Source organism: Bifidobacterium sp. LH_426 (genome assembly GCF_056356875.1).
The window spans coordinates 170,057-193,003 of the sequence record NZ_JBKEVB010000002.1; the positions used below are offsets into that span (position 1 = coordinate 170,057).

Genomic DNA, 22,947 nt, shown 5'->3' on the forward strand with positions numbered 1-22,947 from the left:
ACCACCATGAGCCTGTTCTCGCTGTTCTACAACGGTCGGAGCCATGAATCCGAGCGCGAGGCCAACCCGCAGGGCATCCACCTGTTCTTCGCCGTCATCAAGTGGCATTGGGGCCGCCTGATCGGCCTCAACATCATGTTCATCCTCTCCTGCGTGCCGATCGTCACCATCCCCTGCGCGATGACCGCGATGAGCGACGTCCTCGGGCGCATGGTCCAGCGTCGCGTCTGCTATCCGGTCCACGACTACTGGCGCGGGTTCGCGCGCGAATGGAAACGTTCCACGGCGTGCGGCGCGGTCGTGTTCGCCGCGCTCGTCGACGTCATGGTGATGATGATCGTCTTCCCGCTCGTCGCGTTCACCGACCTGCCCGTCTCCGCCGTGCTGAGGAACGCGGTCTTGCTCACCCAGATGCGGTTCGGCCAGATGGCCGGCGCGCTCGCCGCGCTCGCCGGCCTCGTGGCCGTCACCTACCGCGGCATGCCGTTCACCGTGCTCGTCCCGCCGCTGTTCGGGTGTTCGCTCGCCGGCCTGATCGGCGTGTACGCCGCGTGGGAGGGGATGCGACGCTACGTGATCGTCGACATGGCCGATCACGTCACGGCGGGACGTGACGTCGCGTCCGCCGCCGGCGGCAAGGAGGTCTCGCGATGAGCGACAAGGTCACGATATACGACGTCGCGAAGGTCGCCGGCGTCTCGCCGTCCACCGTCTCGCGCACGTTCGCCGCGCCCGGCCGCGTGAGCGCCGAGACGGCGAGGAAGGTCCAGGACGCCGCCGACGCGATCGGCTACCATTCCGATCCGATCGCGTCCGGCCGTCGCCGCGTCAACGGCAAGGGACTGGTCGCGGTGATCGTGCCCGACCTCGCCAACCCGTTCTTCGCCGCGATCTGCCGCAGCGTGCAGGACGAATGCTCGTCGCGCGGATTCGGCATGGTCGTCAGCGAATCGCGCGAGGTCGTCGCCCGCGAACGCATCATCTTCGACGAGGTGCTGCCGTACGTGCGCGGCGTGCTGCTCGTCTCGCCGCGCATGCCCGACGTGATGATCCGCAAATGCGCGCAATTGTGCCCGACCGTCGTCGTCAACCGCAACGTGCGCGGCGTGCCCAACGTGGTCATCGACATCGCCGACGCGGTCAAGCAGGCGGTGCGGTACTTCGCGCTCATGGGCTACCATCGGCTCACCTACATCGACGGGCCGTCGACCTCGTGGGTGGGCGGCGTCAAATGGCGCACGATCTCCGACGAATGCAACGCGCGCAACATCTCGCTCAAACGCTCCCATCCGTGCGCGCCCACCGTGGACGGCGGCAACGTGTTCGTCGACGAGTACCTGCTCAACCCCACCGGCGCGGTCATCGCATACAACGACCTGATGGCGCTCGGCTTCGTCGCCGGCATGCGCAAGCGCGGCTACGACTGCCCGGAACGGTTCTCGGTGATCGGCTTCGACAACGACAAGCTCGCCGCGCTGTCCAACCCGTCGCTCACCACGATCCACATGCCGGCCGCGGCGCTCGGATCGGATGCGGCGGCCGCGCTGCTGAGCCGCATCTGCGGCGGCGACGTGCCGGGGACCGCCGTCACCGTCCCCGCCCGTCTCGTCATGCGCCACAGCGTAGGCAAAGCGGCGTGAATGGCTCGGACGTCCACCCCCTCAGTCGCGCTTCGCGCGCCAGCTCCCCCTCAAGGGGGAGCAAGGAAACGAGGACGCGCTCTTGCTTCCCCTCAGTGGGGAGCAAGAAGCGGACGACATGCTCTTGCTCCCCCTTTCAGGGGGAGCTGGCCGGCCGTAGGCCGGACTGAGGGGGCGCAACGGAACGATGACGGAAAAAGAGTGGTCGATGAGGACTCACGAGGTCGCCGCGCGGATGCGGCGGATGGGTGCCGCACTGTGCGCGGCGGCGATGACGGCGACGCGCGGCAGGCCATCTCCGTGATCGACGGCGAGACCGGCGCGATGAGGGCCGTCGCACCCGTACTGGAGACGTATCTCGCCGACGGACCCATGTACGCGCGCTTCGGCGTCGGCCATCTCGACGGGCGCACGCCCAGCCTCATCGCCGCGTTGAAGAACCGGCAGGACGGCGCGAACGGCAAGCACAACGCCGGCGACTGGGACGGCGTCACCGAGGACGTGGGGCGCGGCATGGTCGGCGACATCGACCCCGACGTGCCCGGCGCGGAGGTCTGGTCGAGCAGCATCGGACTCAAGAACGCGGCCACCGGCGAGACCATCGCGCCACGGCAGGACGGCGTCAACGGCGCGATCTGGCCCGACATGGGCGTGCTGTGGACGGCGACCTCGGTCGCGAACTGCTCAACTCGATGACCTTCAACGAGTGGGATCCGGCCACGCGCAGGCTCAGGTGCATCACGACGGCCTCCGGTACCGGGATCAACGCGAAGACGTTCGGGGCGGTCGCCTCGCGCGGCGGGTACGAGTCCTCCGGCACGCGCACGTTCCGGCCGCTGTTCTACGGCGACCTGTTCGGCGACTGGCGCGAGGAGATCGTCTACACGAACGCCACGTTCGACGAGCTGACGATATTCACCACCGATCAGCCGACCGATTACCAGGTGACGACGCTCGCGCAGAACCCCGCCTACCGCGATGACATGACGGTGAAGGGCTACATGCAGGACCACGAACCCGACTACTACCTCGGATTCGGCATCGCGCTGGCGGTCAGCCGCAGACGGCGGTAGCGTATTGCCTCCCTCTGACGAGGGAGGTGGCCGCCGGAGGCGGTCGGAGGGAGAGACAGCGGCCGCAGGCCGCAGGAAAACGGCATCGGCCGAAGGCCGATTCGATATTCCCGCGGCCTGCGGCCGCTCTTCTATTGGCTCGCCTGTCGGCGAGCACATCGCCTACAAACGCCTCTGGCGTTTGCTTTACGGCGATGTCCCGTCAGAGGGAGGCGATGTGCCATCAGAGGAGGGCGAGTCGGGGAAGCAACAATTGCGGGTGGTTGCCAAATGGAAGGCGATTGGCCGTGATTTTTTTGTATTTCCGTGTTATGGTAATCGAAAGCAAATTTTATGGAAAGTTTGCAGAAGATATGCAAGAGCATGGCAGCTCTTGTGGAAACGGCCGGAATCCGCATGGCGACGACGTCATCGCGCACGGTCGATCATCCCGATGAAAGGAAACGCATGGGTGCCTTGAGAACATGGGCCGCACGCGCGGTGGCCATATCGGCGGCAGCCGCGATGGTCGCGGCGTTCATGCCCGCCACCTCGGCCATGGCGGCCGACGCCTCGGCGACATTCTCCGGTTACACCGACAAGACGGCGCTGAAGGCCGCCGGACGCGACGTCGTCAAGGCGGGAGGCCTGTCCGTCGCCGACGACTCCGCCCCCGCCGCGAGCGGCACCACGTACTACGTCGACTCCGCGGGCGGCGACGACGTCGCGGCCGGCACCAGCGAGGCGACCGCGTGGAAGACGTTCGCGAACGTGAACGCCAAGGAGTTCCAGCCCGGCGACCGCATCCTGCTCAAGGCGGGAAGCACGTGGACCGCCGAAGGCGACACGGTCGCCAAGGAGGCCTACGACTACACCACGTGGAAGAACGGCGTCGGCACCGACGTGGACGGCCAGGCCCCTACCGCCCTGCTCGCGCCCAAGGGCTCCGGCACCGCCGAGCAGCCGATCGTGTTGTCCAGCTACGGCGACGGCGACGCGGAGGCGGACGCCGCCCCGAAGCTCGAAGGCCGTGGCGTCGTCAACGACGTGCTGCAGCTGACCAACCAACAGCACTGGGACATCTCCAACCTCGACATCTCCAACCTCACCGACGGCTTCGACCCGTCGAGGTTCACCAAGGACGACGAGCCGAAGGCCGGCGACCTGAGGGGCGTGCACATCCAGGGCGAGAACGCGGGCGCGCTCGCCGGCTACGACATCCACGACCTGTACGTGCACGACGTGTCCGGACAGAAGTGGGCCATCGGCGCGTGGGGGCTCGACCGATCCAAGCGCACCGGCGGCATCATGTTCGAGGGCCTCAAGGGCGACGCAAAGACCGCCTCCACGTTCACCGACGTGACCGTGCGCGACAACGTGATCGCCAACACCTCGTTCGGCAACCTCGTGTTCAAGCAGTTCTCCGGCATGGGCACCGACAAGTACAAGGACCACGCCCCCGGCTGGGGCGACCGCGCGGTCGGCAAGGCCGCCGTGAACGGCACCGTCTCCGAGGATCCGGACTGGGCGCCGCACACCGGCGTCACCATCTCCGGCAACTACATGACCAACCGCGACACGCAGTTCGGCTGGGACTCCATGTACCTGACGTCCGTCAAGGGCGCGACCGTCGAGAACAACGTGGTCGACGGCGCCGGCGTCTCCGGCATCGAGATGTACTACGCGGCCGACATCGTCGTGCAGAACAACGAGGTCGCCGAACTTGCCGCCCGCCCGAACGCCGCCGACTCCAACGGCATCGACCCGGACCGCGGCACCTCCGACATCATCATCCAGGGCAACTACGTGCACGACTCCGGCGAAGGCATCCTGCTGTGCGGCTTCGGCTTCGGCACCTCGGTCGTGCGCTACAACATCATCCAGGACGTCGAACGCTACTACGTGAACGGCCATGGCTCCACCGGCGTGAACGCCATCACCAACAACCTGATGGTCAACACGATCGAACCGTGGAGCAAGTCCAACGGCAACGTCGGCTTCTTCGGCTCCTCCGGCTCCAGCTACTTCAACAAAAAGAACCTCCACTACGTGTTCAACAACACGTTCGTCAACCTCAACGCCAAGGACACGAAGGGCGTCACCTTCTCCGACTCCAAGACCGGCGTCACCTTCTCCAACAACGCCTACTGGGGCGAGCACATGACCCCGGCCGCCACCGACCAGGCCGCCGTCACCGCCGATCCGAAGATCGGCAACCCGGCCGACGGCCTCAACGGCGCGAAGCCCGGCGAGGGCTCGCCGCTCATCGGCGCCGGCAGGACCGTCGACCTCGACGCGATCATGCCAGGATTCAACGCCGCCGGCGCCGACGGCGTGAACGACGACGCGATCGGCGTCGACTTCTTCGGCAACCCGATCGCCGTGCCGCCCGCCATCGGCGCGGCCGGCGCACAGGTCGCCGCCGACTCCGGCACCGTGACCGGCGTCGTGAAGACCGCGGACGGCGCGCCGGTCGAAGGCGCGACCGTCACCGCCGACGGCGACGCCGGCGCGGCCGCCTCCACCGACGAGGCCGGCGCGTACACGCTGAGCCTTAAGGCCGGCGACCACACGCTCATCGCCGCCGCCCCCGGCTACAAGGACTCCGCCGCCGCGACCGTCACCGTCGCCGAGGGACAGGTCGCCACCGTCGACCTCGCGCTCGGCGAGGCCACCGCCACCACCGGCGCCATTGCCGGCACGACCAAGGTGAACGGCACCGCCGTCGGCGGCATCACCGTGACGCTCACCGACAAGGACGGCAGGAAGGTCGCCTCCACGACCTCCGTCCTCGGTTCCGTCGACGCCGACCGCGCCGGCGCGTACGCCTTCGACGTCGCGCCCGGCGCCGGCTACACCGTCACCGCCTCCCGCAAGAACTACGCGACCCGCGTCACACGCGACGTGACCGTGAAGCTCGCGCAGACCACCACCGTCGACTTCGACCTCGTCAAGACCGCCGACGACGCCACGCTCGGCTCGCTCACCGCCACCTCCGCCTACGGCGACCTCACGTTCGCCCGATCCGAGGACGGCACGCTCACGGCGAACGTCGGCCCGTACGCGGACAAGGCGACGCTCACCGCCAAGGCGAACAGCGCCGGCGCGAAGGCCTCCATCAACGGCGGCGACGCGGCGGCCACCGCCGTGGCCGACGTCGCGCTCGCCGTCGGACCGAACAACGTCACGATCGACATCACGTCGAAGAGCGGCAGGAAGGCGACCGTCACGGCCGTCATCACCCGCGACGACCCGCAACAGACGGCCGCATTGAAGTCGCTCGCCGTGGACGGCTTCGAACTCACGCCCACCTTCGACTACACGCGCGTCGGCACCGACAACCCGTACGCCGTCACCGTGCCCGCCTCCGCGACCCACGTCACGCTCGCCTTCACGCGCGGCTGGGACAAGCAGACCGTGCTCGTCAACGGCGCCAAGACGACCGGCGACACCGCCGACGTGGCGCTCGCGGACGGCGAGACCACCATCGACGTGAACGTCGACGAGTTCGCCGGCGGCGTCGAGGACTACATCATCAAGGTCACGCGCTCCGGCTCCGGCGAAGTCGCGCCGAACCCGCCGACCACCGACCTGAACCCGCTACTCTCCGCCGACTTCACGCAGCAGAGCGACCCGGAGAACCTCGGCTTCACCGGCGACGCCGCCGTCGCCGACGGCAGGCTGACCGTCGGCAAGGACCTCGCCGCCGGCAAGGCCGTCAAGTCGACGCTACCGATTGCCGTGCGCGCCCAGAAGACCGCCGAAGCGCAGTTCACGTGGAAGGCGGACGCCACCGCCAGGTCCGGCATCGAACTGCGCGACGCCTACGGGCGCCTCCTGTTCGCCATCGCCGCCGGCGACGACGGCTCCAAGCAGACTGTGAGGTACGCGACCGCCGCGCCGCGCGACATCGAATGGACCGCCTCCACCGTCGGCGCCAAGCAGTTCAGGAACGGCGAACCCACGTGGACCGCCACCGAAGCCGACGCCACCGCCGCCTGGCAGATCAAGGTGCGCGCCGACTTCGCGAACGGCAAGGTGACGTACTCGATCACGCCGCTCGTGGGCGGCGACCCGATCGCCTCCGGCGAGACGGCCACGCGCGCCACGTCGATGGCCGCCCTGTTCGCCGTCAACTACGAGGGCACCGCCGTCCACACGATCGACGACGTGCTGTTCGCCGGCGCGACGAAGGCCGCCGACCTCGACCTGCCGCTCAGCGGCAGGACCGCCTACGCGTTCGGCGACTCGATCATCGCCGGACACAAGTACCCGGACGCGAGCTTCGCCACCTTCGCCGGCTCCGAGGAGGGCATGACCGTCCGCCGCTACGCGCAGAACGGCGCGACCGTCATCAAGGGCGCGGCCATGTGGTCCACCCGCTACCTCGCCACGCAGATCGACAAGGCCCCGGCCGAATCCCCGGACATGGTGATCTTCGACGGCGGCACCAACGACATCGCGTCCATCGCCAAGGACGGGACGAAGTGGACCACCGCCATGTATGAGGAACAGCTGGGCGGCGTCATCGACCAGATGAAGACCAAGTGGCCGGACGCGAAGATCGTGTTCGTCCAGGTCGCCAAGCTCAACGGCCGCGACTCCGCCCTGCAGGACGAGGTCCACGCGATCCAGGACAAGGTGTGCGCCGCCAAGGGCGTGACCGTGGCCGACGTGTACGACGCCTTCGAGGTGACCGACGCCAACCAGGACCAGTACTCGTTCACCGCGCTCGGCTCCACCGGCCTGCCGCAGACCAGCGGCTCGACCTCCGGCACCCACCCGAACTTCCCGGCCGTCGAACGGTACTACGTGCCCGTCGTCCGCGCCGCTATGCGCGCCGCGTTCGACGGCGACACTCCGGTCACGCCGGATCCCGACCCGACGCCCGATCCCGACCCGACGCCGGACCCGGACCCGGACCAGCCGGGCACCGACCAGCCGGGCCGGCCGGGCGACGGCGACGGACAGCAGAACGGTGACGGCGGCCAGAACGGCCAGAACGGTGAGACCGGGAAAGATGCGCAGGACGCCGCCGACGGCGGGCTCGTCGCCACCGGCTCGCCGGTCACGCCGATCGCCGCGATCGCCGCGATTGCGCTGATCGCCGGCGTCACGGTGCTCGCCCTCGGCCACCGCAGGCGCGACTGAGGCCGTCCGCTCCCGCCGGCGCGGCATCGTCGTGCGCCGGCGGGACGGAACCCGCACATCGTCACAACAACCAACCATCGAACATCCAAAGGATGGCCATGCAATGAGGAACAACACCATCGGCAAGGACACCGGGCGCAAAACGCCATGGCTCAAGCGCGCCGTCGCCGCGTTCGTCGGCGCCGCGACGCTCGGCACCGTCGCACTCACCGGCGTGCCCGCCGCATACGCCTACGACGGCTCGCTCGACACGGCCGACAACGGCACGTCATGGACCGCCGAGAAGTACGCCGACCGCGCGCTCACCGTCGTGCCCACCGACCAGGGCGTGCTCGCCACGTGGCGACTCTACGCGAACGACGCGGACGGCACCACGTTCACGCTCAAGCGCAACGGCGCGACCGTGTACACCGGCACCACCACCAACTACACCGACAAGGACGGCAAACCCGGCGACACCTACACGCTGAGCGCCTCCGCCGGCCAATACGGCGAGGAGACCGCCACCGCCTGGGCCTCGAAGTCACTCACCCTGAAGCTCGACCCGCCGGCCGATCAGAAGATGCCCGCCGGCCAGACCACTGGCGTCGACCAGATTGCCACGTACACCGCCAACGACATGAGTCCCGCCGACCTCGACGGCGACGGCGTACTCGACCTCGTCGTCAAATGGGATCCGAGCAACTGGCAGGACAACTACTACGCGGGCTTCACCGGCACCACGTTCCTCGACGGCTACACGTTCGACCGTTCCACCGGCGCCACCAAGCGCCTGTGGCGCATCAACCTGGGCGTGAACATCCGCTCCGGCGCGCACTACACGCAGTTCCAGGTGTGGGACTACGACGGCGACGGCAAGGCCGAGGTGCTCGTCAAGACCGCCGACGGCACGTCTACCTACAAGGACGAGGCCGGCAAGCTCGTCGAGACCGGCCACGTGGGCGCCGCCAGCGCCGAGGACCTGCCCACCGACACGGTCGGCGGCGCCGCCAAACACGACTACCGCATGACCGGCAAGGCGTCCGACCCGAAGGACAAGAAGAACGGCAAGATCAACTCCGGCCCGGAGTACCTGACCGCCTTCGCCGGAGACGACGGCCACATCATCGACACCACGCAGTTCGAGCCGAGCCGCGACGACGGCATGTGGCACTGGGGCCCCACCGACGCGAACATCGTCGACCGCTTCCTCGCCGGCACCGCCTACCTGGACGGCGAGAACGGCAGGCCGTACGCCGTGTTCTCGCGCGGCTACTACTTCCGCACCGAGATCGCCACCTACTCGCTCCAAGGCGGCAAGCTCAAGCTCAACTGGCACTTCCGCGCCAACAGGGACACCTCGTCCGGCAAGGACCCGAGCTGGGTGGAGAACCCAGACTTCGCGCAGCAGGGCTTCCACAACCTGTCCATCAACGACGTGGACGGCGACGGCAAGGACGACATCGTCTTCGGCTCCATGACCGTCAAAAGCGACGGCACCGGCCTGGCCAGCTCCAAGCTCGGCCACGGCGACGCCCAGCACATCGGCGACTGGAACGACGACGGCGTGCTCGACACGTGGAACGTGCACGAAGGCAAGCGCGACGCCACGCTCACCAACCCGGCCACCGGCCAGGTGATGTTCCGCCAATCCGTGAGCGGCGACAACGGCCGCGGCATGGCCGCCGACATCGACGCCCGCTACCCCGGCGCCGAACTGTGGAGCGCGATGGACGCCAACACCTACAACGCCGTCACCCCGGCCCCCGCGGACAAGACCGCCTGCACCGCCAAGAGCCCTACGCCGTGCGTCAAGAAGATCTACGACAAGACCAAGCCGGCCAGCGCCAACTTCTCCCTCCACTGGGACGGCGACCTGCTGGACGAGCTGTTCGAATACAGCGGCACGCAGGATCCGTCCATCACCACCGCGCACCAGGACCGCGTCGCCCCGCAGGTCCAGAAGTGGAACCCCGAGACCATGACCACCGATGTGATCTGGGAGGACGCGGCCGCGTCCACCAACAACGGCTCCAAGGGCAACGCGGGCCTGATCGGCGACATCATGGGCGACTGGCGCGACGAGATCATCGTGCGCGACACCAAGGACCCGTCCGTGGTGCGCCTGTACTCGACGGACATCGCCACGCCGTACAGCATCGCCACATCCCTCCAGTCCCGCTCCTACCGTGAGGGCCTCGCCTGGCAGAACACCGCCTACAACCAGCCGGCCCATCGCCAGACCATGCTCTCCGCCGGTGTGACCGCGCCGACCGTCACCGCGAAGAAGAACGGGGCGAACGCCTCCGTCACCTGGACCGCCGCCGCCGACGGCCGCGTCTGGGGCGTCGGCGTGGGTGGCTACCGCGTCTACCGCGCCGTCAAGGGCTCCACCGAGTTCACCGCCGTCGCCGACGTGACCGCCGACAAGCTCGCCTACACCGACACCGGCCTCGACAAGGCCAAGGACTACACGTACCGCGTGGCCGCGCTCATCGCCGGCCAGCCCTACTACGCCAGCTTCGACGCGGACACCGTCGCCTCCACCGACCCGGTCGAGCCGTCCGCCGACAAGACCAAGCTCGACGCGGCGATCGCCGCCTACTCCGACCCGGCCAACCTCAAGGAGAGCGACTACACGCCCGAAAGCTGGAAGCCGTTCGCCGCCAAGCTCGAGGAAGCCAAGGCCGTCTCCGCCGACGCGAACGCCACGCAGGACCAGGTCGACGCCGTCCTCGCCGAACTGTTCGCCGCGAAGAAGGCCCTCGTCAAGGCGACCGTCACGCCGCCCGCGCCCGAGAACAAGGCCCCGGTCGTCACGCTCAACACGGGCGTGGACGCGGCCGTGACCCTCGACTACGGCGCCGATCTCACGCAGCCGTCCGCCGACGACGTCACCGTCACCGACGACACGGACACCGGCCTCAAGGCCGTCGTGACAATCGCCCTCGACGGCAAGGCCGTCGACAAAGTCGACACCACCGTGCCCGGCACGTACACGATCACCTACACGGCCACCGATTCCGGCAACCTCACCGGCAGCGCGACCCGCACCGTGACCGTCGGCGAGAAGCCCACGCCTGAAATCGACACCGCCAAGCTGGAACTCGCCATCGACGAGGCCAAAGCCAAGGCCGCGGCCGGCGAAGGCGCCTACACGGCCGAGACATGGAAGCCGTTCGCCACCGCGCTCACCGAAGCAGAGAAGGTGCTCGCCGCGCCGACCGACCAGGAGGCCGTGGACGCGGCCGCCGAGGAACTCGCCGCGAGAACCGCCGCGCTCAAGGCCAAGCCGGCCATCGAACCGGCCCCGGAACCGGGCGACGGTGACGGCACCGGCGACGGCGGCTCGGCCGGCGACGATGCCGGTGATGCCGGCGATGCCGCGGACGACGCTGCCGGCGACGGCGACGCCGCAGCGGGCAAGCTGTCCGCCACCGGCGCGGGCGTGGCCGGACTCGCCGCCGTCGTCACGCTGATGCTGGCCGCCGCCGGCATCACTCTCACCCTGCGCAGGCGCGGCTGACGCCGCCCGCTCCCGCTCCCGTCGACGCGAATCGGCGGGAGCGGATCGCCCCATCTCCATTCCCGTTCCCATCCCATCAACGACGATCAAGGAAACCCCACCATGCATACCCGCAACCACTGGCGTCCCATCGCCGCGGCCGCATTGTCGCTGACGACCGCCCTCGCCTGCGCCGTCCCCGCCGCCTTCGCAGCCGACACGACCGCACCCGCTCCAGCCGCCACCGCTCCGACCGCACAGACCGCGGCGGCCGCCGACTACGACCCCGCGTATCCGGACAATCATCAGGGCGAGAACACCACCGACTATCTGATGGCGTACTTCGTGACGGCGGCCGACTACAACCTGTGGGAGGAGCAGGTCTACTTCGCGACCAGCCATGACAGCCGCGAATGGACCGACCTGCACAAGGCCACGCTGCCCGTGCTCACCTCCACCGTGGGCTGCGGCGGCATCCGCGACCCGTTCCTGCTGCGCTCGCCCGACGGCTCGAAGTTCTACATCCTCGCCACTGACCAGAACCAGGTGAACAAGGACACCGTCCCCGGGTGCGGATGGAACGTGGACGGCAGTCGGAAGATCATCATCTGGGAGTCCACCGACCTGGTGGACTGGAGCCAGCCGCGCGCCGTGGACGTCGGCTCCAAGATCCCCTCCAGCGAGAAGAAGGAGGGCATGGTATGGGCCTCCGAAGCCGTGTGGGACGAGGAGAACCAGCAGTACTTCGTGTACTGGTCCACCAACTCCGGACCCGACGACCAGTACGGCCGCTCCGACTCGCCGAACCAGTACTACGCCACCACGAAGGACTTCGTGACCTTCTCCGACCCGGTCAAGTGGATCGACCGCCGCGGCTACACGCTCGACTCCACGATGATGAAGGCCGATGACGGCTACTGGTACCGCGTGCACAACGCCGGCATCATCGAACGCACGAAGAACCTGTACGCCACCTCCTTCAAGGAGAAGACCCGCAACGCCGACGACGCCAAGGAATGGAAGTACCTCACGCAGGTGCAGTCCGCGCTCTCGGTGAACAACAAGCAGGTCGAAGGCAACGAGTTCCTCGTCACCAACAAGGACGACATCGACGAACTCGGCTACAGGTACGCCATCGTGGCCGACCAGTTCAAGGAGGAGAAGGGCTTCGGCATCGTGAGGACCAATGACCTCGCCGCCACGACCCCGGCCGCATGGCATCGCGACGACCTCGTCGACTTCCACCAGGACCCGGCCAAGGGCGAGACCATCAAGAAGCACGGCAGCTTCCTCAACATCACCTCCGAGGAATACGACCGCATCCACGCCGCCTTCGACGGCGACAAGTGGCCGGTCACATTCGACTCCGCCGGCGGCTCCGCCGCGGCGATGGAGACGTTCGCCAAGGGGGAGAAGGTCATGAAGCCCGCCGATCCGACCCGCGAGGGCTACACGTTCAAGGGCTGGACGCTCGACGCCGCCGGCACGCAGGCCTTCGATTTCGACCAGGCCGTCGAGAACCCGACCGGGCCGATCAACCTCGTCGCCCAGTGGGAGAAGAGCGAGCAGCCGGTCGACCCGACGCCCGACCCGGACCCGGCTCCGAATCCGGAACCGACGCCCGATCCGGACAAGCCCGGCACGACCGACGGCGACAATCCCGGAGCGACCGATCAAGTCGGGAACGCCGCCGCCAAGCATCCGCGGGCACTGTCCCGCACCGGTGCCGACGTGACCGGAATCACGACAGTCACCATGCTGACGGCTCTCGCCGGTATCGCTCTCACCCTGCGCAAACGCTGCTGACCGCCGGTCATGGAAAGAAGGGAACAATCGATGGGATTCAGGAACAGGGCAATCGCGTTCGGCGTCGCCGCGGCGATGGCCGGCACGCTGTTCGCCGGCGTGCCGGCCGCGACCGCCGCCGAAACGCCGGCATCGTCGGAAACGCCGGCATCGTCCGGAACGGCGTCGCCCGCGGCAGGAACCGCGGACGCGACCGGACGTACCGTCGACTTCGACGCCGGCTGGAAGTTCGTCACAGGCAATCCGTCCGGCGCGCAGAACGACGATTTCGACGATTCCGGCTGGCAGGACGTCGACCTGCCGCACGACTGGCGCATCTATGAGGACTTCACCGGGGTCGGCTCGTCGAAGGCGGCCGCGAAGGCCGCGCGCGGCTACCTGCCGTACGGCACGGTCTGGTACCGCAAGACCTTCAGCTTCACCGACGCGATGAAGGGGCGGCGCATCGTCATCAACTTCGACGGCGTGCAGTCGAGCTCCACGCTGTACGTCAACGGCAAGGCCGTCGGCGTCAAATCCACCGACGGGTACACGCAGCTCGTCGGCTACGGCCCGTTCAGCGAGGACATCACCGACTATCTGGACCAGGACGGCCCGAACGTCGTCGCCGTCAAGGCGGTCGTCAACGAGCCCACCTCACGCTGGTACGAGGGCGGCGGCATCTACCGCGACGTGACGCTCAGCGTCATCGACGACGTGCACGTGGGCCTCTACGGCACCGACATCACGACGCCGATCCCCACCGCCGCGACGTACGGCGACGGCGACGTCACCAACGATTTCAGCTATGACAAGGACACGGTCCTCGCCTATATCGCCGGCGGCAAGGCGCGGCTCGACATCGCCACCGACGTGGACAACGACGGCGGCGAGGACGCCGAGGCCACCGTGACGACGACGATCCTCGACGGCGGCACGCCCGTCGCATCCGTCACCGCCGACCCGGTCACCGTGAAGGCCGGCACGAGCGCCACCGTCAAACAGGCCGCCGACATCGCGAATCCGAAACTGTGGAGCACCGACGCGCCGAACCTGTACACGGCGAAGACCATCGTCGCCGTCGGAGGCAGGACCGTCGACGAAACCGAGACGACGGTGGGCGTGCGCTACCTGACGTTCACCGCGAACGACGGCTTCTACCTCAACGGCCGGTACATGAAGATCAAAGGCATGTGCCTGCACTCCGACCTGGGCGCGCTCGGCATGGCGTTCAACGAACGCGCCGCCGCACGCCAGCTCGAGATCCTCAAGGCGGCGGGCGTCAACGCGATCCGCACCGCGCACAACCCCGCCGCGCGCAAGTTCATCGAACTCGCGAACCGCATGGGCATGATGGTGCTCGAGGAGGTCGGCGAGGAATGGACCGGCCCGAAGATGGGCGGCAAGGGCCTCGGCACCGCCGCGCAGAAGACCGTGACCGGCGACGGCGAATGGGCGGGGAGGATCTGGCTCGAGAAGGAGCTCAAGACCATGGTGGACCGCGACAAGAACGATCCCGCCGTGATCATGTGGTCCATCGGCAACGAGATCACCGCCTCCCAGCTCGGCGAGGTCGCCTCCACGACCGGCCAGTACAAGGACCTCGACGAGAACCTCAACGCGTGGGTCAAGGAGGTCGACGCCACGCGCCCCACCACGATGAACAACTACCGTGAGATGGGCGCCGCGCAGACCGTGCTCGACAACGTGGACGTGGCCGGCTACAGCTACCTCGGCGGCCGCGTGATGAGCGAATGGCACAAGGCGCACCCCGACTGGATCAACCTCGCCTCCGAATCCGGCTCCCACCTGGAGTCTCGCGGCAAGTACTACGACCTCGACGACCCGATCATGGGCGACATCAAGTCCGTACGCGACGACTCCGCGCTGCAGCTGTCCGCCTACGACGCCTACCAGAACGGCAAGGAGGTGGACCTCACCTGGAACCAGGAGCTGACCGCCGACTACTCGCTCGGCGAGTTCAACTGGACCGGATTCGACTACATCGGCGAGCCCACCCCGTACGCGGGCGACTCCGGCACGAACGCGAAAGGCGAGACCATCGCCTCGAAATCCTCGTACTTCGGCATCGTCGACACCGCCGGCCTGCCCAAGGACTCGTACTACCTGTACAAGAGCTTGTGGACCGACCGCGCCACCGATCCGATGGTGCATCTCGTGCCCTCCAGCTGGAACTGGAAGAAGGGGCAGAAGATCGACGTGCAGGCGTACTCCAACGCCAAAAGCGTCGAACTGTTCCTCAACGGCAAGTCGCTCGGCGTGCGCAACTTCGACGAACAGACCACCCGGCTCGGTCTCATCTACCGCACCGCCGCCGACCGCAACACGATCGATGTGGACGACAGCAAGGACCGCAACGATTTCTACCTCACGTGGGACGACGTCGCCTACGAGCCCGGCGAGCTCAAGGCCGTCGCCTACGCGGGGAATGACGCCACGGGCGGCGTGATCGCCGAGGACACGCTCAAGACCGCCGGCAAGGCCGCCGCGTTGAAGCTCACCCCGGACCGCCGCCTCATCGACAACTCCGGATATTCGGGCGACGACCTGTCGTTCATCACCGTCGAAGCCACCGACCTCGACGGCACGCCCGTGCCCGACGCCGACGACACCGTCACCTTCGACGTGAGGAATGGCTATATCGCCGGCGTCGACAACGGCGACGGCGCCAGCCTCGAGAAATGGCAGACCGCCACCGGCGACTACACGACCAGCCATCGCAGCCTGTTCTCCGGCAAGGCGATGCTCATCGTCCGTTCCGACGGCAGCGGCAAGCCGATCGAGGTGAACGCGCAGTCGGACGGCCTCGCCGACGGCACCACCACCGTACGCACCGTGAAGGGCGACGCGAATACCGTCGTCGAAGTGCTCGGCGAACGCCGCGCCACCGACGTCGGCGTCGATCCGGGCGCGAAACTGCCCACCACCGTCACCGCCGTATACGGCGATGGCCATACCGCCCAGCTGCCGGTCACCTGGAACGCAATCGCACCCGCCGACTACGCGAAGACGGGCGTCGTGACCGTGGAAGGCATGGTCGACGGCACCACGATCAAGGCGACACTCACCCTCTCCGTCGGCGACGTCAAACCGGGCGAACCGTCGACGCTCGCCGGCCTCACGGCAGGCCTCGATGGTCTGAAGGCCGACGGTTCCGGCGCATACACGCTCAAGGACGGCGACGACGCCCGCATCACCGTCACCGCGACCGGCAAGAACGGCGAGAAGATCGGCTTCGGCGTGGACTACACCTATGCATGCGACGACGAGACCGTCGTCGACGTGAAGGCGGACGGGGCGAGCGGGACCCTGACCGCGATCGGCAAGGGCACGGCCACCGTCACCGTGACCGGCTCCTATCGTGGGAAGACCGCGACCACCGTCATCACCGTGAACGTCGTCGATTCCGGCCGCGACGTCACCGCCGTCGAACCGGTGAGGACGACGGTCATGGTCGGCGCGGCCAAGGTCACGCTGCCGGACTCGGTCAAGGTGACGTATGCGACCGGACCGGAAGGCACGCGCGCCGTCAGGTGGGATCCGGCCGCCGTGGCCGGACTCGACCTGACGCGCGTCGGCGTCGCCAAGGTGACCGGCGCGGTGGACGGCACGCCGTTGCCCGCCGAGGCCGTCGTGACCGTGCGCGACGTGGCAGCCGTCGAGAACATCGCCGTCGCCACGCCGGTCGGCGCCGTGCCGACGCTGCCCGAAACCGCCGTCGTCTACTACACGGATGGCACGGACGCCGAACAACCGGTCGCCTGGAATCCGATCGACCCCGCATCCGTCGCGAAGCTCGGCTTCGCCGACGCCACCGGCGCCGTCTCCTTCGAGGAGGACGGCGTGACGGTGACGCGCAAGGTGAGGGCGCGCATCCGCGCCGGCGAGGAGAAGACCGGCGAGAACCGCATCCTCTACCAGACCAACGCGTTCCCGCAGGTGAGCTCCACGCCCGCCTCGCCGGCCGAATCGGTGGGGCAGGTCAACGACGGCATCGTCAGCTTCAAACGCAGCAGCGGCAAGAACCGCTGGACCACGTACAAGCTGGACGACGGCGCGACCCCCAAGGACGCGAAGCTGGACTTCATCCTCGGACTCGCCAACGAGACCGCGTACGACTTCAACAGGCTGCGCGTGTACTGGTACAAGTCCGGCATCGACGGCCCCGCAGACACGATCGCCATCACCGAGATCGAGGCGTATGAACGTGATGTGGCCGCCGGCACCTCGACGGCGCTCACCGGGCTCAAGGTCGGGGGAGCGGCGCTCGACGGATTCTCCACCGACAAGACCGACTACACGGTCAAGATCGAAGGAACGGCGATGGACGGGACCGTGGCGGACGGGGAATATCCGGCCGTCGAACCCGAGTACGACGTGGCCGACAACCCCGGCGTCACCGTCGTGCCCGCCTCGACGACCTATCCGACCGCGCGCGTCGTCGTGCGCAGCGAGGACCGGGAGAGTTCCGCCACGTACACGGTCGTGTTCGTCGGGGATGGACAGCCGGACCCGGAGCCCGAACCGACACCGGACCCGGACAGGCCGGGCAACGGTGACGGCGGTGGTTCCGGCGATATCGGCGGTACCGGCAACGTCGGTGGTTCCGGTGACGACGGTGGTGACGGTGACGGCGGTGGTGCCGGCGGCAAGACCGGTGCCGGCGGCAAGACTGGCGGTCTGAGCGCCACCGGTTCGGCGGTCGCGCTCGCCGTCCTGGCGACGGCCGTGTGCGGCGCGGCCGGCGCGGCGCTGACGGCCGGACGCCGGCGCAGGGGACGCCGCAGCTGAGGAATCCGGTCCATGGCCGCCGAATCATGGCGGCCATGGACCTGTCAAGACCATGGACCCGTCAATCAAGGAGGACATCATGTCATTGCCCGTTCCGCCGCGAGACTGCGGCTATGACCACGACCACGCCGTCGCACTGGCGCGCCGCGCAGGCGTGACCGACGCCGAGTTCGCCGAAGCCGCCGATTACGCGCGGCGACTCGACGCGCACCGGGCGTGGGGACTGCCGTTCAACGGCTACTGCAACGCCGCCGGATACGGCTACGTGCAGGAACCGACGTTCGCCGTGGCCCAGGACGGGTGGAACGCCTACGCGGCGTTCGCCGGCCTCTCCCGCGGCGCGCAGACCGCCGTCGTCTACGAGAGCCTCACCGACGCGCACGACGTCGACCATGAGTCCGCCCGCCAGTTCCTCAAACACGAACGTGGCATCATCATCCACGCCAACCAGCCGTACTGACCGGCGGCGGCGATGCGGACGCCGGGCCGCTCGTCCACCGGGTTTTCCACCGTCCCGCACCGCGGGGCGGCCGGGGTTGCCCGGGCCGTGACGCGGGCCTTATGGTGGGCCGCACATGGAGGGCGACGGCGCCTTCCGCAGGACCCTGAAGGGGGAGGACCATGACGATGTGCGATGTAGTGACGGTGGACGGGTGCGAGCGCGGCGATCCGGGATTCTCGACGATTCCGACCGACAAGGTGGTGTCCCTGTTCCGGGAGAACGACCTGGTGACGTACGGGGACGCGCGACGCGAGTTCTTCATCCAGCTGAATCTGAACCCGTTCCGTACGCGTTCGCGCTCCTTCCACGAGCATGTGGAGGACGCGTTCGCCCAATGGTTCGCGTTCGACTACCATCTTGACGTCTCCGGGCTGACGCCGTTCGTCGTGGCCGCCGCGCGCGAAAGCGAGGACGGCGGCGACGTGAAGGAGCGCGGTTACCAGGACCTGTGCGAGACGGCGGTCTCGAACTTCGCCTCGTGGTTCTGGGTGCACGCCGCCAACGCCGCCGACGGCGTCGTGACGGTGGAGGACCTGGCGCGCGGCGGCATGATCGAGATCCATGACCGTGCGGCGGCCGGCCGGTTCGACGGCGCGGCCGGCGGTTCGATCATCGGGCGCGTCGCCCAGGTGCGCGGCGTGTGGCGCATGCCGTGGACGCCGTTGTATGAGGCGCATACGCCGAACGACGACACGTTCCGCGTGCATGTGGCGGCCTCGCTACATGAGTGGGAGCCGGGGTACGTCGACTACGCGCGCATGCTGTTCGGCCGGGACCGTCGACTCAAGATCGATTGGGAGGAGATGGCGCGTGCGGGCGCGCCGCGGGTGCGTCGTTAGCCGGCGGATGCCGGTGCTGGCTCGCCGGAACGCACAGGGCCGTGGGACGGACGACGTCCGGCCCACGGCCCTTCGGTGTTGTCTGTGCGGACGCCCCGTTGCGTCGCATCGGTGAAGCGGTGCGGATCAGTACTTGTTGGCGCCGGTGCCGACGAAGTTCACCTTGAAGCCGCGCTGGTAGTGCAGGAACATGCTGGCGCCGTAGCGGTCGACCGGACGGTGGGTGAACAGCATGCGGATCGCGAACGCGGTCTGCACGTCCTCCGGCAGCGCGAGGAACGCCTTGTGGGCGTCCCAGTAGGGCTCACGCACGATGGCGGCGTCCGGCACGTAGGCGTAGCCGTAGCCGTCGTCGTTCACGTAGCCCATGAACGGCAGATCCCACGCGTTGTAGCGGGTGAGCTTGGCCTTGTACTCCTCGACCTCGGCGATGGCCTCGTCGCTGATGCCGAACGACTTGGCGACCTTGTTGGCCTCGGCGGTCTTCTCCTCCGGGGTCTTGTCGAACATGTCGAAGTTGACGGTGATTTCCTTGGCTTGCTCTGCCATGTTTGCTCCCTTCCACCGTGAATCGAACAATATTGATGTTCGATTCAGTGGTGAGAAAATGTACGTTTTTTCTGTAACGTTTGTCTGCTGTTGGGGATGCCCTTGCGAACATCTGCGATATAGGTTAGCACGTTGTGAGCGCTAAACATATTGAAAATACGTGATTTTTGACCTTGTTAACGCGAGCTTTACCTGAGTGCGCGGTATTGTGCGGCTCCTTCGCTTTGTGTGCGAATGACTACGTAATCTATCATCTGCAATGGTAGATTTTTCATTGAAACGAACATTGATGTTCGTTTTGGTTGAGCGCTCCGGCGTGTTGCGCGACGGTGCGCCGCGCGCCGTCCTCGCCGCCGGTACAATCGTGTGGGTCGCCCCCGTAGCTCAGTCGGTTAGAGCAGCACCCTTATAAGGTGTTTGTCCTGGGTTCAAGTCCCAGCGGGGGCACTGTCCGTTCGTCGGCCCCCTCGGGGTCAGAGGGGCCGAGCTCGGCGTGTCCCAAGTGTCGGCGGTGGGGACTATCATTCACTAGGTTCCGGTTCACGCCAGCCATAGGGGCATGGCGACCCGGGTCACCTGAATTCCTTAGGAGACATCATGAAGCAGGGTATCCATCCCGATTACCATGCCGTCGAGGTCCTGTGCTCGTGCGGCAGCACCTTCGTCACCCGTTCCACCTACAAGGGCGACCACATGACGGTCGACGTGTGCTCGAAGTGCCACCCCTTCTACACCGGCAAGCAGAAGATCCTCGACACCGGTGGCCGCGTCGCCCGCTTCGAGCGTCGCTACGGCAAGAAGACCAAGTAGCATACTTGACGCCAGTCCCGCGAGACGGGTCGGCGCGCTTCGGCGTACCGTCCCGTCGTCCATCGCAGGACTGGCGTTTTTGTATGCCCGCGCACCGCGAAACCGAACACCATACCGATTCCAAGGAAGACAGCGACCATGGCAGATGAACAGTTCCCCGCGGCGGCGACCGCGCTGGAGGAATACCAGAACATCGAACAGGAGATGGCCAGCCCCGAGGTGGTGACGAACCCGGACAAGATGCGCAAGCTGGGCCGTCGTCACGCCGAACTCGGCGCGATCGTCTCCGCATACAAGACCTATCTCTCCCTGCGCGACGACCTCGAGGCCGCCCGCGAGATGGCCGGCGAGGACCCCGACTTCGCGGCCGAGGCGAAGCGGCTCGAAGCCGAGCTGCCCGCCGCCGAGGAGAAGCTCCGCACCGCGCTCATCCCGCGCGACCCGGACGACGCGCGCGACGTGATCATGGAGATCAAGGCCGGCACCGGCGGTGAGGAGGCCGCGCTGTTCGCCGGCGACCTGCTGCGCATGTACACCCGATACGCGGAGAAGCGCGGCTGGACCGTCACCATCCAGTCGGAGAACGGCACCGAGCTCGGCGGCGTCAAGGACGTGCAGGTCGCGATCCGCGCCAAGGGCACGCCCGCTCCGGAGGAGGGCGTGTGGGCGTCCCTCAAGTACGAGGGCGGCGTGCACCGCGTGCAGCGCATCCCCGTCACCGAATCGCAGGGCCGCATCCAGACGTCCGCGGCCGGCGTGCTCGTCTTCCCGGAGGCCGACGAGGACGACGACGAGATCGAGATCGATCCGAAGGACCTCAAGATCGACATCTTCATGAGCTCCGGCCCTGGCGGCCAGTCCGTGAACACCACGTACTCCGCGGTGCGCATGACCCACCTGCCCACCGGCATCACCGTGAACATGCAGGACGAGAAGTCGCAGATCCAGAACCGCGCCGCCGCGCTGCGCGTGCTCAAGAGCCGCCTGCTCGCCATGAAGCACGAGCAGGAGGCCGCGGAGGCCGCCGACATGCGCCACTCGCAGGTACGTTCCCTCGACCGTTCCGAGCGCATCCGCACGTACAACTTCCCGGAGAACCGCATCGTCGACCATCGCACCAACTACAAGGCGTACAACCTCGACCAGGTGCTCGACGGCGACCTGCAGGCCGTGATCGACTCCGACATCCAGGCCGACGAGGCCGAGCGTCTCGCCAACCAGAAGTGATGATGGATATCGACGATATGATCCGCGCCGCGGCTGCGCGGCTGCGCGAGGCGGGCGTCGACACGCCCGAGCATGACGCGAAGCTCCTGCTCGCCGAGGCGGCGGGCGTTCAGCTGCGCGACGTCGACAAGGCGCTGCTCATGGGCGATCCGCTCGACGCCATCGGTGATGCCGCCGACGACGCGGACGGCCGCGACGCCGTCGTCGCCCGCTTCGACGCGATGGTCGCGCGCCGCGCCAAGCGCGAGCCGCTGCAGCATATCACCGGCCATGCGCCGTTCCGCTATCTCGATCTGAAGGTCGGCCCGGGCGTGTTCATCCCGCGGCCGGAGACCGAGACCGTCGTGCAGGCGGGACTCGACTGGATCACGCGCAACGGGCTGTACCATCCGATCGTCGTCGACCTGTGCGCCGGCTCGGGCGCGATCGGCCTCGCCGTCGCGACCGAGGTGCCCGGCGCCGAGGTGTGGGCCGTCGAGAAGTCGCCGGAAGCCTACGTGTGGACGGAACGCAACCGCGACCTCGTCGCGCGCGCGAACCCGACCGCCGGCTACAACTACCATCTCGAACTGGGCGACGCGACCAGCGCGCTCACCCTCCCGCAGCTCGACGGGCGCGTCGACGCCGTCATCACGAACCCGCCGTACGTGCCGCTCGACCAGATCCCCGAACAGCCCGAGGTGCGCGACCACGATCCCGCGCTCGCGCTGTACGGCGGCTCGGCGGACGGCGCGCTCATCCCCGAGCGGATCGTGCTGCGCGCCTCGCGCCTGCTGCGTGCCGGCGGCGTGCTCGTCATGGAGCATGACGTGACGCAGGGGGAGCGTCTCGTCGCCTACGCGCGCGCGAACGGCTTCGCCTCCGCGCGCACCGAGAACGACTGGACCGGCCGCCCCCGCTTCCTCTTCGCCGAGAGATAGGATTTCGGCCCCCTCTGCTGAGGGGGCTCCCGGCGTAGCCGGGTGGGGGAGAGACAGCCGGCGCGTAACGATTCCGGTATCTCTCCCTCCGTCAGCCTGACGGCTGACACCTCCCTCGTCAGAGGGAGGCTGATATGTCCGGGATGCGGAAGATGACCGCATCCCGGACGTGAATG

At 67.8% G+C, this 22,947-nt stretch carries 14 protein-coding genes and 1 tRNA gene; 14 read left to right on the forward strand and 1 reads right to left on the reverse strand.

Going from position 1 to position 22,947, the window contains the following annotated elements; genetic code table 11:
* Positions 1–6: 6 nt before the first annotated feature.
* The 10 genes from AC1AYD_RS03025 (at position 7) to AC1AYD_RS03070 (ending at position 19,265) form a co-directional block, all read left to right on the forward strand.
* Entirely contained in the window at positions 7–654 is a 648-nt protein-coding gene (locus tag AC1AYD_RS03025) for a DUF624 domain-containing protein (RefSeq protein ID WP_476544697.1), read from the forward strand.
* Positions 651–1,640: a LacI family DNA-binding transcriptional regulator gene (locus tag AC1AYD_RS03030; protein WP_476502519.1), complete on the forward strand. Its 990-nt coding sequence runs from the start codon at positions 651–653 to the stop codon at positions 1,638–1,640. The genes AC1AYD_RS03025 and AC1AYD_RS03030 overlap by 4 nt, the downstream gene beginning before the upstream one ends.
* A 201-nt stretch (positions 1,641–1,841) precedes the next feature.
* Positions 1,842–2,336 carry a rhamnogalacturonan lyase family protein gene (locus tag AC1AYD_RS03035; protein ID WP_476502518.1) on the forward strand — a complete coding sequence of 165 codons (495 nt, stop codon included), beginning with the start codon at positions 1,842–1,844 and terminating at the stop codon, positions 2,334–2,336.
* On the forward strand, positions 2,297–2,713 hold the full coding sequence (locus AC1AYD_RS03040) for a rhamnogalacturonan lyase family protein (protein ID WP_476502517.1): 417 nt from the start codon (positions 2,297–2,299) through the stop codon (positions 2,711–2,713). The genes AC1AYD_RS03035 and AC1AYD_RS03040 overlap by 40 nt, the downstream gene beginning before the upstream one ends.
* Before the next feature lie 447 nt (positions 2,714–3,160).
* Entirely contained in the window at positions 3,161–7,843 is a 4,683-nt protein-coding gene (locus tag AC1AYD_RS03045; RefSeq protein ID WP_476502516.1) for a carboxypeptidase regulatory-like domain-containing protein, read from the forward strand.
* A gap of 103 nt (positions 7,844–7,946) precedes the next feature.
* On the forward strand, positions 7,947–11,348 hold the full coding sequence (locus AC1AYD_RS03050) for a rhamnogalacturonan lyase family protein (protein WP_476502515.1): 3,402 nt from the start codon (positions 7,947–7,949) through the stop codon (positions 11,346–11,348).
* A gap of 102 nt (positions 11,349–11,450) precedes the next feature.
* On the forward strand, positions 11,451–13,133 hold the full coding sequence (locus AC1AYD_RS03055; protein WP_476502514.1) for an InlB B-repeat-containing protein: 1,683 nt from the start codon (positions 11,451–11,453) through the stop codon (positions 13,131–13,133).
* Positions 13,134–13,163: 30 nt separating this feature from the next.
* A complete protein-coding gene (locus tag AC1AYD_RS03060; protein WP_476502513.1) occupies positions 13,164–17,924 on the forward strand; it encodes an Ig-like domain-containing protein in 4,761 nt (1,586 codons plus the stop codon).
* A gap of 79 nt (positions 17,925–18,003) precedes the next feature.
* Positions 18,004–18,384 (forward strand): glycerophosphodiester phosphodiesterase, encoded by a 381-nt coding sequence (locus AC1AYD_RS03065; protein ID WP_476502512.1) that lies wholly within the window; start codon positions 18,004–18,006, stop codon positions 18,382–18,384.
* Between the two features lie 161 nt (positions 18,385–18,545).
* Positions 18,546–19,265 carry a hypothetical protein gene (locus AC1AYD_RS03070; RefSeq protein ID WP_476502511.1) on the forward strand — a complete coding sequence of 240 codons (720 nt, stop codon included), beginning with the start codon at positions 18,546–18,548 and terminating at the stop codon, positions 19,263–19,265.
* Between the two features lie 126 nt (positions 19,266–19,391).
* On the opposite strand, the gene AC1AYD_RS03075 is transcribed toward AC1AYD_RS03070, so the two are convergent.
* A complete protein-coding gene (locus AC1AYD_RS03075) occupies positions 19,392–19,814 on the reverse strand; it encodes a glycerophosphodiester phosphodiesterase (RefSeq protein WP_476544661.1) in 423 nt (140 codons plus the stop codon).
* 373 nt (positions 19,815–20,187) lie between these two features.
* Here AC1AYD_RS03075 and AC1AYD_RS03080 point away from each other — a divergent pair.
* The 4 genes from AC1AYD_RS03080 to prmC all read left to right on the forward strand — a co-directional run bounded on the left by AC1AYD_RS03080 (position 20,188) and on the right by prmC (position 22,771).
* Positions 20,188–20,261, forward strand: a tRNA-Ile gene (locus AC1AYD_RS03080).
* A 150-nt stretch (positions 20,262–20,411) separates the two neighbouring features.
* Positions 20,412–20,624, forward strand: a complete 213-nt coding sequence (gene rpmE, locus AC1AYD_RS03085) for a 50S ribosomal protein L31 (protein ID WP_476544662.1) — start codon at positions 20,412–20,414, stop codon at positions 20,622–20,624.
* A gap of 138 nt (positions 20,625–20,762) precedes the next feature.
* Positions 20,763–21,851, forward strand: coding sequence for a peptide chain release factor 1 (prfA, locus tag AC1AYD_RS03090; protein WP_476544663.1), 1,089 nt, complete (start codon positions 20,763–20,765; stop codon positions 21,849–21,851).
* Between the two features lie 2 nt (positions 21,852–21,853).
* Positions 21,854–22,771 carry a peptide chain release factor N(5)-glutamine methyltransferase gene (gene prmC, locus AC1AYD_RS03095; protein ID WP_476544698.1) on the forward strand — a complete coding sequence of 306 codons (918 nt, stop codon included), beginning with the start codon at positions 21,854–21,856 and terminating at the stop codon, positions 22,769–22,771.
* Positions 22,772–22,947 lie beyond the last annotated feature (176 nt).

Coding starts and splice junctions, on each gene's coding strand:
- AC1AYD_RS03025 (WP_476544697.1), top strand. CDS start 7: ATGAGCCTGTTCTCGCTGTTCTACAACGGTCGGAGCCATGAATCCGAG.
- AC1AYD_RS03055 (WP_476502514.1), top strand. CDS start 11,451: ATGCATACCCGCAACCACTGGCGTCCCATCGCCGCGGCCGCATTGTCG.
- prmC (WP_476544698.1), top strand. CDS start 21,854: ATGGATATCGACGATATGATCCGCGCCGCGGCTGCGCGGCTGCGCGAG.
- AC1AYD_RS03050 (WP_476502515.1), top strand. CDS start 7,947: ATGAGGAACAACACCATCGGCAAGGACACCGGGCGCAAAACGCCATGG.
- prfA (WP_476544663.1), top strand. CDS start 20,763: ATGGCAGATGAACAGTTCCCCGCGGCGGCGACCGCGCTGGAGGAATAC.
- AC1AYD_RS03045 (WP_476502516.1), top strand. CDS start 3,161: ATGGGTGCCTTGAGAACATGGGCCGCACGCGCGGTGGCCATATCGGCG.
- rpmE (WP_476544662.1), top strand. CDS start 20,412: ATGAAGCAGGGTATCCATCCCGATTACCATGCCGTCGAGGTCCTGTGC.
- AC1AYD_RS03060 (WP_476502513.1), top strand. CDS start 13,164: ATGGGATTCAGGAACAGGGCAATCGCGTTCGGCGTCGCCGCGGCGATG.
- AC1AYD_RS03030 (WP_476502519.1), top strand. CDS start 651: ATGAGCGACAAGGTCACGATATACGACGTCGCGAAGGTCGCCGGCGTC.
- AC1AYD_RS03065 (WP_476502512.1), top strand. CDS start 18,004: ATGTCATTGCCCGTTCCGCCGCGAGACTGCGGCTATGACCACGACCAC.
- AC1AYD_RS03070 (WP_476502511.1), top strand. CDS start 18,546: ATGACGATGTGCGATGTAGTGACGGTGGACGGGTGCGAGCGCGGCGAT.
- AC1AYD_RS03075 (WP_476544661.1), bottom strand. CDS start 19,814: ATGGCAGAGCAAGCCAAGGAAATCACCGTCAACTTCGACATGTTCGAC.